The 15,263-nt window shown below is 49.9% G+C and carries 17 protein-coding genes; 12 read left to right on the forward strand and 5 right to left on the reverse strand.

What is annotated here, in order from left to right:
- Positions 1 to 25: 25 nt before the first annotated feature.
- From yejK to AB1N33_RS01675, 3 genes are all read left to right on the forward strand, one after another.
- On the forward strand, positions 26 to 1,099 hold the full coding sequence (gene yejK, locus AB1N33_RS01665; protein ID WP_411269785.1) for a nucleoid-associated protein YejK: 1,074 nt from the start codon (positions 26 to 28) through the stop codon (positions 1,097 to 1,099).
- Positions 1,100 to 1,181: 82 nt separating this feature from the next.
- Positions 1,182 to 2,060, forward strand: a complete 879-nt coding sequence (locus tag AB1N33_RS01670) for a 6-carboxytetrahydropterin synthase (RefSeq protein WP_411269786.1) — start codon at positions 1,182 to 1,184, stop codon at positions 2,058 to 2,060.
- The gene (locus AB1N33_RS01675) at positions 2,057 to 2,899 is read left to right on the forward strand and encodes a M23 family metallopeptidase (protein ID WP_411269787.1); all 843 of its coding nucleotides are present in this window, start codon (positions 2,057 to 2,059) and stop codon (positions 2,897 to 2,899) included. Before AB1N33_RS01670 ends, AB1N33_RS01675 begins: the two co-directional genes overlap by 4 nt.
- 16 nt (positions 2,900 to 2,915) lie before the next feature.
- Here the strand turns inward: AB1N33_RS01675 and AB1N33_RS01680 are convergent, their stop codons facing one another.
- Complete coding sequence (locus AB1N33_RS01680) at positions 2,916 to 4,691, reverse strand: M61 family metallopeptidase (protein ID WP_411269788.1); 1,776 nt, start codon at positions 4,689 to 4,691, stop codon at positions 2,916 to 2,918.
- Positions 4,692 to 4,810: 119 nt separating this feature from the next.
- Here AB1N33_RS01680 and AB1N33_RS01685 point away from each other — a divergent pair, with 119 nt between their 5' ends.
- The 4 genes from AB1N33_RS01685 to AB1N33_RS01700 all read left to right on the forward strand — a co-directional run bounded on the left by AB1N33_RS01685 (position 4,811) and on the right by AB1N33_RS01700 (position 8,050).
- Positions 4,811 to 5,497 (forward strand): flagellar brake domain-containing protein, encoded by a 687-nt coding sequence (locus AB1N33_RS01685; RefSeq protein ID WP_411269789.1) that lies wholly within the window; start codon positions 4,811 to 4,813, stop codon positions 5,495 to 5,497.
- A gap of 32 nt (positions 5,498 to 5,529) precedes the next feature.
- Positions 5,530 to 5,991 (forward strand): Mpo1 family 2-hydroxy fatty acid dioxygenase, encoded by a 462-nt coding sequence (locus tag AB1N33_RS01690; protein ID WP_411269790.1) that lies wholly within the window; start codon positions 5,530 to 5,532, stop codon positions 5,989 to 5,991.
- Positions 5,992 to 6,147: 156 nt separating this feature from the next.
- Positions 6,148 to 7,221, forward strand: a complete 1,074-nt coding sequence (locus AB1N33_RS01695; RefSeq protein WP_411269791.1) for a sensor histidine kinase — start codon at positions 6,148 to 6,150, stop codon at positions 7,219 to 7,221.
- 1 nt (position 7,222) lies between these two features.
- On the forward strand, positions 7,223 to 8,050 hold the full coding sequence (locus AB1N33_RS01700; RefSeq protein WP_411269792.1) for a LytR/AlgR family response regulator transcription factor: 828 nt from the start codon (positions 7,223 to 7,225) through the stop codon (positions 8,048 to 8,050).
- A gap of 29 nt (positions 8,051 to 8,079) precedes the next feature.
- Here AB1N33_RS01700 and AB1N33_RS01705 read toward each other — a convergent pair whose 3' ends face one another.
- Entirely contained in the window at positions 8,080 to 9,084 is a 1,005-nt protein-coding gene (locus AB1N33_RS01705) for an ATP-dependent 6-phosphofructokinase (protein ID WP_411269793.1), read from the reverse strand.
- Between the two features lie 178 nt (positions 9,085 to 9,262).
- Between AB1N33_RS01705 and AB1N33_RS01710 the strand changes: the two genes are divergently transcribed.
- Positions 9,263 to 10,114, forward strand: coding sequence for a DUF6279 family lipoprotein (locus AB1N33_RS01710; protein WP_411269794.1), 852 nt, complete (start codon positions 9,263 to 9,265; stop codon positions 10,112 to 10,114).
- Between the two features lie 61 nt (positions 10,115 to 10,175).
- Here AB1N33_RS01710 and AB1N33_RS01715 read toward each other — a convergent pair whose 3' ends face one another.
- Positions 10,176 to 10,487, reverse strand: a complete 312-nt coding sequence (locus tag AB1N33_RS01715; protein ID WP_411269795.1) for a TraR/DksA family transcriptional regulator — start codon at positions 10,485 to 10,487, stop codon at positions 10,176 to 10,178.
- Positions 10,488 to 10,671: 184 nt separating this feature from the next.
- Here AB1N33_RS01715 and AB1N33_RS01720 point away from each other — a divergent pair, with 184 nt between their 5' ends.
- Positions 10,672 to 11,088, forward strand: a complete 417-nt coding sequence (locus tag AB1N33_RS01720; protein WP_411269796.1) for a hypothetical protein — start codon at positions 10,672 to 10,674, stop codon at positions 11,086 to 11,088.
- Positions 11,089 to 11,123: 35 nt separating this feature from the next.
- On the opposite strand, the gene AB1N33_RS01725 is transcribed toward AB1N33_RS01720, so the two are convergent.
- Both AB1N33_RS01725 and AB1N33_RS01730 read right to left on the reverse strand, forming a co-directional pair.
- Complete coding sequence (locus tag AB1N33_RS01725; RefSeq protein WP_411269797.1) at positions 11,124 to 11,387, reverse strand: DUF2746 domain-containing protein; 264 nt, start codon at positions 11,385 to 11,387, stop codon at positions 11,124 to 11,126.
- Between the two features lie 196 nt (positions 11,388 to 11,583).
- Entirely contained in the window at positions 11,584 to 13,221 is a 1,638-nt protein-coding gene (locus tag AB1N33_RS01730) for a response regulator (RefSeq protein ID WP_411269798.1), read from the reverse strand.
- A 130-nt stretch (positions 13,222 to 13,351) separates the two neighbouring features.
- Here AB1N33_RS01730 and AB1N33_RS01735 point away from each other — a divergent pair, with 130 nt between their 5' ends.
- The 3 genes from AB1N33_RS01735 to AB1N33_RS01745 all read left to right on the forward strand — a co-directional run bounded on the left by AB1N33_RS01735 (position 13,352) and on the right by AB1N33_RS01745 (position 15,219).
- Positions 13,352 to 13,834: a VC2046/SO_2500 family protein gene (locus tag AB1N33_RS01735; protein WP_411269799.1), complete on the forward strand. Its 483-nt coding sequence runs from the start codon at positions 13,352 to 13,354 to the stop codon at positions 13,832 to 13,834.
- Positions 13,835 to 13,920: 86 nt separating this feature from the next.
- A complete protein-coding gene (trhO, locus tag AB1N33_RS01740) occupies positions 13,921 to 14,916 on the forward strand; it encodes an oxygen-dependent tRNA uridine(34) hydroxylase TrhO (protein ID WP_411269800.1) in 996 nt (331 codons plus the stop codon).
- A gap of 60 nt (positions 14,917 to 14,976) precedes the next feature.
- On the forward strand, positions 14,977 to 15,219 hold the full coding sequence (locus AB1N33_RS01745) for an EF-hand domain-containing protein (RefSeq protein ID WP_411269801.1): 243 nt from the start codon (positions 14,977 to 14,979) through the stop codon (positions 15,217 to 15,219).
- The last annotated feature ends 44 nt before the right edge of the window (positions 15,220 to 15,263 follow it).

Below are 15,263 nucleotides of genomic sequence, written 5' to 3' on the forward strand. Positions count from 1 at the left end.
AAAAAATAAAGGATACCCGTCGTTCATGAGTGCACTGATTCATCATTTTGTTGTTCACCGCATCGCAGTTGACGAAAATGACAAACTGGCGGCCATCCCCAGGGATAAGTGTCTGACGGTGACCCCTGAAATCGACGTGCTTGCACAGCAAATTAATCACAGCTTCAACGTGAAACCTGGCAAAGGGGTTGGGCATTTTTGTGAGCCTGACAGTGGCAACGACAGTGAAGCGTCTGATGATGTAACCGCATTTTCATCGGCGCTGACCGGACTGCTTGATGCGTTCGATGCGGGTGAGGGTGACAGGGATGACCGCTTTCACGCGTTTTCACTCACCGCAACAGAACGCCTGCTAAAAGCACTGACTGATACCGGCACGGTGGAAACCGGCTTTCTCATTTTCTGTCAGTACGAATTTCTGGCAACCCAGTATCTGATGATTACCTTGCTGAACACGCGTTCGCACGTGGAAGTAAATCAGGCGCTGGAACTTAACGCGAGAGAACACCTTGACCTTGCCCGCATGCAACTGGCCGTGCGCATTGATTTGACGCAGTGGCGTATTCAGCCCGAGCAGCAGCGCTACATCAGTTTTATCAAAGGGCGAATGGGCCGAAAAGTGTCTGATTTCTTTATGCAGTTTATTGGCTGCGAAGAACGGGTTGATGTGAAGCAGCAAAATAAGCAGCTTATTTCCAGTGTTGATGCGTATCTCGCCAGTGAATCACTGGATCCCCATGAGCAGCACCAGCACCGCGAAGAGGTGAAAAGCTACTTTAAAGAAAAAATTGATGCGGGTGAATCGTTGTCGCTGGATGAACTGGCAGCGCGGCTTCCCGCTGATGAGCAGGAAGGCCGCAATTTTACGGCGTTCACCAGTACGATGGACACCCCGCTAGAGAAAGAGATTCAGCCTGATCCGGCGGCACTGAAACAGCTGGCGAAATTTTCCGGACAGGGCGGTGGGATCTCGTTGAGTTTTGAGCGCAAACTGATGGGTGACAGGATTTTTTATGATCCCGCAACAGATACGCTGACCATCCGAGGACTACCGCCTAATCTGCGTGATCAACTGGGCCGGCAGTCATCGATGGACTAACGGCGGTATACTAAGCAAAACCCGATTTACAGATAGGTGATGCGTGTAAGGCGCATCACTATCGCCTGTGACAAAGGATATTATGCAATTATTTGTTAACGATCTTACGGTAATGGATTTCTCATACCTGTGCCCTGAGCGGGGCATGGTGGGAGAAAGCTGGATTGTCGATGTGATTCTTGATGGCGACCTGAACGAAGAGAGCATGGTTCAGGATTTTGGTAAGGTTAAGAAAAACCTCAAAAGGCTGATTGACGAGTACGTCGACCACAAGCTTGCAGTCCCCGCAGAACATCCGGCGGCTGAAGCGATTCATGATGACAGCAGTGATCAGGTTGAAGTCCGGTTTACCACCAATAACGGCGAACGCATTCTGCTGAGCTGTCCGGCGGATGCCTATGCGTTTATTTATGCCGATGCGGTAACGATGGACAGCGTCGGGGTCTATCTGAAAGAAGTGATTGCCACGCATTTGCCGGATAACGTCGATAATATTACGCTAAACCTGCGCACCGAGGTGATTGACTCACCGTATTATCACTATACCCATGGTCTGAAGAAACATGACGGTAACTGTCAGCGTATCGCGCACGGTCACCGGTCCCGTATCGATATCTACCATGAAGGTCAGATCAGCACGCAAAGCCAGGCATACTGGGCTGAACGCTGGCGCGACATTTATATTGCCACCGATGAAGACCGTATCGCTTTATCATCGCGAAAAACGACCGGTGAGATCCCTGAACCGGACGCGTATCACTGTTTTGCTTATGAAGCGTCACAGGGCTATTTTGAACTGGTGATACCGCAGTCGCTTTGTGAGGTGATCACCACCGATACGACCGTAGAATGTCTGGCGCAGTTTCTGCTGGATGAAGAGTGCAAACGCACCCGGGGCTGTGCGGTTCGAGTGGTTGCCTATGAAGGTGTGGGTAAAGGCGCAATGGTGTCTCAGTTATGATGCGATGGTTTTTAAATATTAAACTCGGCCTGCTGCTGACATGCCTGATCGCTGCGGTCAGTGCCGCTGACAATGAACTGGTGTTAAATGGTCAGCTAACCCAGGGAAGCCTGGTACGTGGTCAGGTACCGGCTGATGCCAGGGTGTTCCTTGATGAGCAGCCCGTACTGGTTAACCCTCAGGGGAAGTTTGTCATTGGGTTTGAGCGCGATGACAGTCTGGAACATACTTTACGCGTAGACTTTGCGGATGGCACCTCGCTGAACCGGGCACTTTATCTGACAAAACGAGATTATAATATCCAGCGTATTGACGGGCTGGAGCCGGCAATGGTTACCCCGCCGGAAAGTGTACTTGCACGGATCCGGGATGACTCGGCGAAAGTGGCCCGTGCGCGCGCAGCGGTATCGGACTCTGACGCGGTGTTTACCCGTTTTATCTGGCCGTCAACCGGCCCGATTACTGGTGTTTACGGTAGTCAGCGCGTGTTAAATGGTAAGCCAAAACGGCCACATTTCGGCGTAGATATTGGTGGGCCTACGGGAACGCCGGTGGTCGCCCCTGTGGACGGCACGGTGACCCTGGCGGATGACCTGTATTACTCGGGTAACACCGTGATCATTGACCATGGAATGGGTGTTTACTCGACGTTTCTTCACTTAGACAGTATCGACGTCAGTGTTGGTGATACCGTCAGTCAGGGCGACCTGATTGGCGCAATTGGCGCGACCGGCAGAGCAACCGGACCGCACCTGGACTGGCGTATTAACCTTGGGAAAATGCGTCTTGACCCTCAGTTACTGGTGAGCGGTACGCCTGATGCAGTGAGTCAGAAGTGATGCTGAATAAACCGCATCACTTCAAGCCCAGCCAGCGTCTGAACGTGTCCTCCGTGTCAAGCTTCAGATAGCACACGTCGTGGCGTGTCCTGACGCGTGGCAGCGCTGCGCGGATAAGTTTGCCGTCCCGAATCACCGTCAGGGGCAGGGTATCCTCCTGGTGGGTATCGAGCAGACGGTGAAGACGTTTGGTATTCACCACATAATCACTGACAGCGAGGATCACATCACCTACCTGCAGGCCTGCCTGCTCGGCAGCCAGCCCCTCGGTAATCTGGGTTACAGAAATCCCGGTCGCAGCATCTTTCAAACCGGCGCCAACCTGATAGGGTGAGCTCGCACTGTCAGGCTCAACGCCGCCTTTGTCATCAGGACCAAGACGTGCCCTGAAATGCATTGATACACCAATATCATTCAGCAGCTCCGCCAGTGGAACATCATCTTTTCCATGGATCACCGCGTTAATGTAGTCAGTGACATCGACACCAAAACAGGTCTGACAAAGGGTTTCAATCACGTTGTCCGGGGTACCCAGTCCGTTTTTACCATAGCGAGCCCAGAGTTCACGCATCAGCTCATCAAGTGATGCTTTACCACCAGAGCGCCGCTGCAGCAGTAAATCCAGACCCATTGCCGCAATACCGCCTTTGGTGTAATAACTCACAATATGATTGATGCTGTTGGCGTCCTGTTTGTAAAAGCGGGTCCACGCATCGAAGCTGCTTTCACTGGCAGACTGTTTGTGGCGCCCTTCATTCTGATACAGGCGGGTAAGATGCCCTGATATGATATCCAGGTACTTCTGGGGAGAAATGACGTTGGCCCGGGCCAGGGTTAAGTCGTCGTAGTAACTGGTAAACCCCTCGTAAATCCAGAGTTGCGGTGTATAGACCTCTGCGGCCAGATTAGGTCTGACCATTACCTCTGGTTTTATCCGCTTGACGTTCCAGGTATGAAATAACTCATGGCTACACAGACTGAGGAATGTAATATAACTGTCCGTCTTATCCTCAGGATCATTGACAAAAGGCAGGTCAAAGCGCGGATACAGCAACGCCGTTGAGTTGGTGTGCTCCAGACCGCCAAAACCGGTGTCGCTGACCAGGGTAATGAACAGGTAGTCGTCGATGGGTTGTGGATCACCGAACAGTGTCATGTGATGCTGGCAAACGGGTACCATATCTTTCGCTATGCGTTCAATATCGATGGGGTCCTGACCGGAAAACAACAGCGTGTATCGGACATTGCCAACGTTGAATGTGTGTTGTCGGCAATATCCGATAAAAATGGGATAATCGATGAAGTCATCATAGCTGTCACTGCGGTAGACCGCCCCCTGTTGTGGCATTCCCGTCGCAATCTCCATTCCCTCAAGCTCTGGTGGCGTAATGGTGAGGTTGCAGGGCATCTCATCTGAGCCGGCGACACGCAGAAAAACACTGGTACCGTTACAGAACGCGTAATCGTTACAGATATAAGCTGAACGAACCGAAAGGTCGAAGGCAAAGACATCATACGACAGCGTGCATGCCTGGCCAGTCGTTTGTATCTGCCAGGTCTGTTTGTCAGATTTACTGACCTGCAGTGCATGGCCGTCATTATCAACCGCCTCAAGGCGAAGCACCGAACGGGCAAAATCGCGGATCATGTAACTACCCGGGATCCACGCAGGGAGTGACACCGACAGTGTGTCAGCCTGATGTTCCGGCACGTCCAGCGTTACCCTGAATGTGTGTTGTGTCCAGCTGAGTACTGACAGGGTGTAATGAAGAACGGTATTGGGAGAAAACACTGGCAACCTCTTGGTTTTTCTGTTCGGGCGATAACATTATGATGCTACACAGATAAGTTTTTGTCAGCCCGTTAAAAATTGGTTACATTGGGATAAGAGAGGTTAAGTAACCAGCTGACATGCCAGAACAATCATCACAACTTACACTAAGCCGTGACAATATTGAGAGCCTGAAAACGTTAACACCGGGCGACACTATTGATTTGCAGATCACAACACCAACATCGCCGCGCCGGGTAAAGACCCAGTATGTAGGTATGGACCTGCCTAACTGTATGATTTTTCAGATGCCAACCAATGCCAAATGGCTGAGTATTCGCGATTTACTGCCGGTCGGTAACGATCTGGTAATCCGGCATGTGATCGAAGGTGATGCAGGGCAGGTAATTGCCTTTCGCGTCAAAGTATTGAAGTTACTCTCCCGCCCATCCGGCTTGCTGTTCACCACATTTCCGTCGAGTATGCAGGCAATTGGTCTGCGCGCTGAGCGCCGTTCACAGCCCGGTATCGCGGTGGTCGTGAAATCTCCGGCATTTGGGAAAAGTCAGGAAGATGCCACCGGCATCATCGTCGATGTGTCAGCCAAAGGCTGCCGCGTTGCTATGCCGGTCAATCCCGAAGCGCCTGTTCTTGAGGCTGATGAGGCAATAACGCTGGCGTATGTGGTGGAGGGTGAAAATGTTGACATCACCGCCACAATCAAAAATAGTAAGATTGAAAAAGAAACAATCTTTTACGGAATACAGTTCGACGAAGGGCAGAAAGCCGTTAATACATTATTGCAACGGCACGTGCTGCTTGAATAAGACAATAACAATAAGGCAGAGTGGGTAGGTTTATGCGTGACATTGAACGGTTACTGAATCGTTACGGCGAAAGCCATCAGAATAAAACCAATGTGCTGATTCACGGCATTGCAGTGCCCAGTATTTATTTTGTGACACTGGGTCTGATTTGGTCGATTCCGATGCCGGACGCGCTTAGCCACTTTAACATTACCTGGGCCCACGTGGTTGCGGTTCCCGTTCTGTATTACTACTTTTTGCTGTCCGGGCCGATTGGCGCGGCAATGACGCTTCTCACCATCGCCTGTTTTGGCGGTATCAATCTGCTGGCCTATCTCGATATTTCAGTGTGGAAATTCTGTCTGGCGCTGTTCGTGGTGATGTGGGTTTTGCAATTTGTGGGTCACAAAATAGAAGGGAAGAAGCCCTCTTTTTTTGAGGATCTGCGCTTTTTGCTGGTTGGGCCTGCATGGTGGTGGACTCATTTTCTTAAGCGTTTGCATATCAGCTACTAAGATTTCGCATCTGGTATGTCACGATGGCGCTGTGGATTTTCGGTTTGTTTGTGAAGCACGCTGTGCGACAAGCGGGCAATCACATACGACCAATCAGCAACGTCGTCATGGCGAACTGCGTATAATCGAAGAAACCAGTCATTAACCGGTAGTAACGTGAGTCGTTGGCATCGTCTGTTTGACAGTAAGGAACGTCTTTTCTGGGCACTGCACAGTGCCGGATGGGCCGGTTTCGCCATAGTCTATTACATTGGATCGTTTTTACACGATGTACGCCCCATCTGGGTCTTTATTATTCTGCTTAATGCCTATGCGGGCTGGCTGCTGACCATTCCGCTTCGTTATATCTTCCGCTGGGCCCGCAAACAGTCGCCGGTCAATATGCTGCTGACAGTTGTGGCATCCTGCTATCTGGTTGCGCTGTTATGGGCGGTTATTAAGAACGTCAACTACTGGGAAATTTATAAACATGGCTACCGGCCCGAAGCGTGGTACATGTATTTTACCAACACCATCAACTCGCTGATTATGGTGGGTTGCTGGAGTGGCGTGTATTTCGGCATTAAGAACTTCCAGATGATGCAGAAAGAAAAGCAGAACGCCCTTAAAGCGACGACGATGGCGCATCAGGCGCACATTAAAATGTTGCGTTATCAGCTAAATCCCCATTTTCTGTTTAATACGCTTAATGCCATATCCACCCTGATCCTGCTGAAGGAAAATGATACTGCAGAGGCCATGGTGTCCAGGCTCAGTGACTTCCTGCGCTATTCACTGGATAATGATCCGATTAAACGTGTGCCACTAGGTCAGGAAATAAAGGCCCTGCGGCTGTATCTGGAAATTGAAAAAGTACGTTTTGATGATCGTCTTGAAGTATTCTGGGATATTGACGAGGGCTGCGAAGACGCACTCGTACCCAGCATGATCCTGCAGCCAATCATTGAAAACAGCATAAAACACGCCATCTCTAAAATGGAAGACGGTGGCCAGATTACGATAACAGCGCGGACGTTTGGTAATGATTTGCTGATGGACGTTGCTGATAATGGCCCCGGTGCCGACATTAAAAACGGTCAGCTGAGCCGTGAAAACGGGGTAGGGCTGGCTAATATCAAGGAGCGGCTGCAATCGCTTTACCAACGTAATTTTGCTTTTTCTATAGAGCATAATCAGCCATCGGGAGTTCGGGTACGGATCCGTATTCCCTACGATGTAAAGGACGCCTAATATGACCGACAATAAGATTACGACTATCGTTGTTGACGACGAGCCCCTTGCGCGGCGAGGACTGCGTGCCAGACTGGAACGGCACAGTGATATTGACGTTGTCGCCGAGTGTCACAATGGTCTGGATGCGGTCAGCGCGATTTCCCAGCATCGTCCTGATCTGGTCTTTCTTGATATTCAGATGCCGGGACTGAACGGGTTTCAGGTTATTCAGAAGCTCCGAGATCTTAAGCAGCCACTGCCGATGATTGTCTTTGTCACGGCGTACGACAGTTATGCCATCAAGGCCTTTGATGTTCACGCTCTGGATTATCTGCTTAAACCGGCTGACGATGAGCGTCTTCGTCAGGCGCTGGATAAGGTACGCGATTATTTTGCTACCCAGCATCAGGATGAGCAGTCGCGAAAACTGGTGAATCTGGTTGCCGAGCTTACCGGCGATGATTACGAGGAAATTTTGCGTAAGCTCGCCAGCGGTGAGCCTGTGGAAACCAATCCTTACCCGGATGTGCTGGCAATTAAAGACGGGTCCGAAGTGACGCGTGTCAACGTTCAGGACATTCAGTGGATAGACGCTGCAGGGGATTACATGTGTGTGCATGCCCTTGATGGTATGCACATCATGCGCAAAACCATGAAAGAGCTTGAAAAGGAACTAAATCCACAGTGGTTTGTACGGGTCCATCGCTCTGCTATTGCCAATATCCGGTTCGTGAAGAAACTGGTCAGCCACATCAGCGGTGAGTATCACCTTATCCTGCAAAATGATACTGAGTTAAAAGTCAGCCGCAGTCACCGTGATAAGGTGAAAGCGGCAATGAAAATGTAGGTTAGGGTCGGAATCGCCGTTACGTTGGGTTACGCGTAACGGTTGTTAATCAGGGCTTTCATCGTCTCGACCGATGCGGAATCCAGTGGTTTTGGGTGTTCCCAGGTCGCAGCCAGCGGGACCTCGCATGGCGCACCGTTGACCTCGCCAATCATAATCCCTGTTTTTTCTGTGCCCACCAACGACACTGCGTAAGCACCCAGTCGCGTAGCCAGCAGGCGGTCCTGGCTGACCGGCGAGCCCCCACGCTGAACATGGCCCAAAATGACAGGACGGACTTCCGACTTGGTCAGGTCATTCAGTTTGGTTGCTAAATCATTAATTCCGCCTGGCCAGACATTCTCGGCCAGTACAATGATATAGCTGATATTGCCTCGCAAGGCCCGGCGACGAGTTAGTTGCGCGTCAATATCTGCCAGTGTCGCCTCTTCAGATTCGAACAACTCTGGCAATACCACGTAATCTGCAGCGGAAGCCAGAGCGGCACTCAGTGCCAGAAAACCTGCATGACGTCCCATGACTTCCACCAAAAAAAGTCGTTCAAATGCATCTGCGGTGTCCCTAACCTTATCGATAGAACTGACCGCGGTTTCGATGGCAGTGTAATAGCCGATAGTGGCATCCGTCCCGGATATGTCGTTATCAATGGTACCCGGCAAACCAAGGATCTGGCCATCCCAGAACCGGCTGAGATGTTTGGCTCCCCTGAAAGAGCCATCACCGCCGATGACAATCAGCGTACTGATACTTAATTCATTGAGGTTATCGGCAGCAGTACGGGCAGCTGCCTCTGTTTTAAACTCCAGGCAGCGTGCACTGTGTAGCATGGTGCCGCCCTGTTGAATCAGGTTATGAGTAATATCAGGGTGAAAGGTGATGTATTCCTGATGTAGCAGGCCATTGTAGCCGTGTTTATAGCCGATACACTCATAGTCTGCCTGTTCACAGGCCAGAACAATGGCGCGAATACAGGCATTCATCCCAGGCGCATCCCCCCCGGAGGTAAGCACCGCTACACGTTTCTTAGTGTCCACAAACAGCATCCTTTGTTGTTCATTTCATAACAGAATGACAGATCCCCACAATACTGCACAATGGTAAATCCGTAAATTCGCACAGGGCGTATCAGATACAAACTGTTACATTCGCAATGCAAACTTTTAGCAAGCGCAGATGACTAAGATTTTGTTGTCGTTCACTCAAGGATCATTAATGAAAAAATGGATAGCCCCGCTTTGCCTTCTGTTACTGCTCGGGGGATGCTCGTCAAAGTTCGCCTACAATAATTTTGACTGGCTGGTGTACTGGTACGTCGATGATTATGTCGAGTTAAATGATGCACAGGAAAGTGTGTTTGATCGTCACCTTGCGAAATGGATGGCATGGCACCGGCATCAGGAACTGGCCCGGTATGCTGACCAGTTGGCGCTGCTGAAGCAGGATGTCGCTGATAAAAATTTGTCTGAGGACCGCGTGCTGTTTCATTTGCAGCAAGCCACATCGCACTGGGATCGGGTACGCCGGGAACTGAGCCCGGATTTAGCCCAAATGGCCGCGCTATTATCGGATGAGCAGGTCATTGCCTTATTTGCTGCACTGGAAAAAGAAAATCAGGAAGAGGAAGACGAGCTAAACGAGTATCTGTCGATGACAGATGATGAAAAAGCGGCAGACCGGCTATCCCGGATTATTGATGGCATGGAAGACAGAATAGGGCGTCTGACGGGCGTGCAGCGAGAGATTGTCGAAAGATACAGTCCGCTGTTTCTTAGCACCCGTGCTCAATGGATAGATTATCGACGCGCCATTCAGCAGTCGGCAAGACGCCTGTTCGCTGACCGGCATAATAACCCTGCGTTCATCGCGGAACTGACGGCACTGATGAATGATCCTGACAGTTATCGAAGTGATCTCTACCGTTCACAGCGCGATGAAAACCAGCAGGTTTATGCCAGAATGGCTGCAGAAATTGCGGCGACACTGACCGATAAACAGCGCGAAAAGCTGATAAAGGAACTGTCGTCCTTACTGGAGGATATTCAGGATCTCAAAAACGACGCCTGATTGCGGCGGGCTGACACTGAGGGGGGCGGCAATCAGGTGTCGCACCATGCCGGCCGGGACTTTAGCTGGCGCAGTGACTGCAGAGTGTGGCATAGGGTAATGCGGCAAGACGCTTATCGCCGATGGGCTTATGGCACTTATCGCATTGTTCATAGACGTTGTTGTCAATTTTTTGCAGCGCGTGATTGATTTGTTCCAGTTCTACCTGTGCTTCATTTTTCAGGTTCAGTAATACATCGTCATTCTGTCGCTCTACGACCTGTTCTGAAAATTTTGCACTGGCGTGTCGGCTGTGTAAGTCGTTGTCTATTTCACTGATGCGCTGACTGAGTTCGCGTTTCAGCGCCAGTAATCTGTCTTTATTTTTATGCACGTCGCTTCTCCAATACATGAAACAGTGTCAGCTTAGCCTGCCTGGCCGCACTGTACATTGATATGTATCAACCTATTGATACAACCGGTTCTGAGAGTCATCCGCGCTATGCCTGGTGACGACTATTGTCAGCCCCGGTAATTATGACTACAGTAAAAGATATTGTGCGAACACGCAGGGTAACATGGCATTCAGTAGTCATGGCGGACTCAGTCTCTGGGTTGAAGATAATATTTTGTTTATGGAGGTGTCCGGCGGCTGGAACCTCGAAAAAGCAAAAGAGTTTATACATGAACTCAATCACACCATCTCGCCACTGGTTACGCCGCCGTTTGGGGCGGTTGCTGTATTACACGATGACTGGATGCCGACCTCTGATGCACTGCCTTACCTCAATGAGGCGACCCGGCGGGCGATCAAAGCCGGACTGGTGAGGGAGGCGTATGTGTCGAGTTCCGCAATTTCCTCCAGAGTGACCCAAAGCCTGGTATTACCGCCCGACGGAGAAACGTACGAAAGCCAGGAGTTTTCTACTTTCGACGAGGCTGTGGAGTGGGTAAAACAGATCCCGTTAGGCGGCAGGGCAGCAAATCATGATTGAACTGTAAAAAAACGCCTGACATCGCAGGCGTTTTTTTAATTCAGGCGGTTGTCCGTGTCTCTGAGTTTTTCTATTTCTTCGTTCAGCTGATATTTTTTGTCGGTCACTATAGCCTCAAGTACTTCAAGGCGGGATTTGACGGCCTCAAATTCATTTTTGATATTCTGGCGTTCTTTTTCGTTTAGCTCGGTGTTCATTTTTGCCATGTCTTTTTTGTGGCTGGTCCATATTCCAACAAAAACAATGGGCAGAACAAATGCAAAAAGAATGACCAGAACAAAAACCATACTCTCATCCATATTTTCTTCTCCACTGGTAATGGTGACACAAGACGTCACGGTACATCGACTTAAGCATGAAACGCACCACTATAATTTATCTTTATTATTCAAAAGGATAGGTTTTTCTTTTGCCTTGATACGACTGTCGGATAAGTGAGGTGCGCAATAATTTGGCCAATATCGCCAACCCTGAGTGCGGCAAACACACACAACGTTAGCGAATATAGCGGTAAAGTGCGTCCTTTATTTCGTCATATTTTGTCTGATGCTGGCGACGTAACGGTACATCGTCAAACAACTTGTTAAGTCGCCGGCATTCCTGGACCAGCGTGGGTTCGGGTTTGTCGTTCTGCCCCAGCAGTTTAAGCAGACATTGCAGCAGGTTTAACGCCACGCCGGTATTTACCGGGGCAAAGCTTAACGCCTGACTAAAGGCTTCCCGCGCTTGCTGATATTTTCCTTCCTGAAAAAACTGCATGCCTTTTTTATTAAACTTCTGGTACGCAGACTGCTTTTGCGCTGACTTTCGTGCTTCCCGTTCCATCAGGTAAATGCTATTCGCATCCAGTTCTGCCTGGTTCCGCTTTAAAATACTCTGATATTTCATGGCATCATCAAACTCGCCGATATCCAGCATAACTTTCATGCTGTCCGGGATGAGAGTCAGTGGCGGCTCGTCGTATTTTTTCTCAATCGCAACCTGGGATGTTGCAAGGTGTCGTTTCGCATCAATCATTTTACCGTCGATGGCATTAACGCGAGCAGTCACAATACTTTCGAAAATACTCACATCAAAGTCGCTTTCACTGCGCATGAGATAGGGATCGGTTTTACCCCGTTGCGTAACCAGCAGGGCTTCCTGTTGATAGCGGTTGCGCGTGCTTTTTTCATCGGTGTATTCCGCCACGTCCAGCAGACTTCTTACGTAACCGCACCAGTAAGCCGGATTATGGTGAACCGTTCGCTTGGATAAATCCCATATAGCCTGACTGGAGGTTGACGCCAGGCGGTAATCGTCATTGTCCCGCGCTATCCGGCAGGCACTGAAGTGGCGTGGAATGGAATAAGGAGACAGCTTGATGGCCTGCTGAATTGCCGCTATCGCGCTTTCACCGTCAGACAGGCGGTTGGCACTTTGCGCGAGAATATCGTAGGCGTCGGCATTAAAGCGGTTTCTGCTAATCACTTCCTGGGCCAGCTCTTCTGCTCTTTGTGGGTTACCAAGCTGCAGATAGGTTTTGCCTAGCGCGATCTGTGCCCACATGACAGGCGTACCGCGCTCATAATCCGCCAGCACTTCCATAGCTTTTTCAGGCTTAGAAACCTGCCAGTAGAGTTCTACCAGCAACTGCTCACATGACCGGCGATATGGTGAATCGGTTGATTTGAGTCGTTCACACTCAGTGATGGCGGTTGCCCAGTCTTCGTCAAACACAGCGGCGTATACTGGCTGTAAAAACTGGCGTTTTTGCCAGGCGCGATGCAAACGACTTTTAAGCTGAGCCTGAGAAAATGGTTTAATCAGGTAGTCATCCGGACGACGCTCAATAGAACCAAGAACAACAGGACGTGCGCTATCGGCGCTGATAATCAGAAACACCGTAGAGGGTTTAATCAGTTTGCGGGCGCGAAGTTCTTCTATCAGCTCAAATCCGTTTTTCCGGTCACTGCCAAGATGCAGGTCACAGACAATGACGTCGTATTTTTGTTTTCTGCACAACGACAACGCTTTTTCGGCAGACGAGGTTGTCATTACGTTTCCGGCACCCATCGAATTGAGCAGGCCACGCAACAGCAGCAGAAAGGGTCTCTGATCTTCAATGATTAATACGTGCTTATCAGAAAACTTCATGAAAGTGACGAACATCCCGTGCATCTAATACCGCCTCATGATTCATGAAAATGGTCACACAAGCAAGAAACTCTAAAGAAATTGGCGGGCCAAACGATAGTAACACTATGACAGGTGAGGCATAAATACGATGGCGATACAGGCAGAACAACTGGATTTCCCGTCACGGCTGGAGTGGCAGGGGAAATTTGCTGACGCCGCCGGTAACGGCGCGTTGTTTTCATTGTACCTGTCACTTCAGTATGGTGCCAATGTTGGCAGACCCTCTATCACGCCGGTTGCTGAAGCCCGCGTTACTGACGACCGCTTTCCTGAGCGGCTGAATACTTACCGACGCCCACCCTTAAAGGCGTCAGACAGCTCGTTCCGGGCCTCGCATCAAAAGTCATCCCTGTTGAACTCCCGCCACAGCAGGGATGTGCTGTTACTCGAGACCTGCTGCCCCGAGCCTCTTAGTATGTACAATGACCATAAACGTATTCCTGATGACGTATTGGCGAATTGTAGCCTGGCCACCCGTCAGCGACTGCAGCAGGCAATGCCAGTGTTGGAGGAGGATAATACGTTGTTGGAGGAAGTTATCGAGCAGGCGCGCGCGTTCGAGGCGGCCTGAGTAGATAATTGTTTGTGGGTTTGGTATAGTCCTCGCCGCATTTTGCACTGGTTTTACGTTCCAATCAGCAAAGGTGAAAAAAGACTATGACCCAGTACGTTGTTTGCGCAATGTATAAGTTTGTTGCGCTCGAAAATTATGAAGCCATGCGTCAGCCACTACTTCAGACCATGGAAGAAAACGGTATCAAAGGTACTCTGCTGCTCGCGAAAGAAGGCATTAACGGTACCGTTTCCGGCAGCCGTGAAGGCATTGATACCTTACTTGCTTATCTGAATCAGGATGAGCGGATTAATCCCATTTCTTATAAAGAATCACTTCATGAAACCCAGCCGTTTTACCGGACCAAGGTAAAACTGAAAAAAGAAATTGTTACTCTGGGTGTAGAAGGTATTGATCCCCGCAGAACGGTAGGTACCTATGTTAAGCCCAAAGACTGGAACGCGCTCATCAGCGATCCTGAGGTCATGGTCATTGATACCCGTAACGATTACGAAATTCAGATTGGTACGTTTAAACACGCGGTAAATCCGAAGACAGAGACATTCCGTGAGTTTCCTGAGTATGTGAAAAATACGCTGGATCCTGAAAAGCACAAAAAAGTTGCGATGTTTTGTACCGGCGGGATCCGCTGTGAAAAGTCCACCGCGTATCTGAAAGAGCAGGGCTTTGAGGAGGTCTACCACCTCGAGGGAGGCATTCTGCAGTACCTCGAAGATGTGCCTAAAGAAGAGTCTCTGTGGGAAGGCGACTGCTTTGTTTTTGACAATCGGGTTGCAGTTAATCACGACCTTGAAAAAAGTATCTATGACCAGTGTTACGCGTGTCGTCTTCCGATCACCGAAGAAGACAAGCAAAGCGACAAATATGAAGCGGGTGTAAGTTGTCCGCATTGCTTTGGTACGCATACCGAGGAACAAATTGCGCGCTTCCGTGAGCGTGAAAAGCAGGTGCAACTGGCGAAACAGCGTGCGGAAGAGCACGTTGGTGCTGAGGCCCGTGCGGTGATGGAAGCGAAACGTCAGGAAAAGGCCCGACTCCAGCGTGAGCGGGCGCTGCAAGCTAAGGAAAAACAAGCGTAGACAGGCTTGAGCATGGGCGTTACACTCAATTTCGAGTTGTAAAAGATGAAGGAATCGCGTGTGAACGCCCAATTGTCAGAATCTGAAATCCAAGAAATACAAAGCAACTTTTCGTTCTTTGACAAGGACGGAAACGGCCAGATTGATTTACCGGAATTCATAGAACTGCTTACCGTGATCTCGCCTAAAACAAAGGCAAGCCATGTGGAAGAAGGGTTCCGGTTAATCGACAGCAACAATGATGGTTTCATTGACTTTGAAGAATTTCTGGAGTGGTGGCAGGCGTGTTGGTGGGAATACTAAGCGCTGCCGCTTTATGTCGATAGCCGCTGGCTTACCGACACAAA

Source organism: Alteromonas nitratireducens (genome assembly GCF_040812025.1).
Classification (GTDB): Bacteria; Pseudomonadota; Gammaproteobacteria; order Enterobacterales; family Alteromonadaceae; genus Alteromonas; species Alteromonas nitratireducens.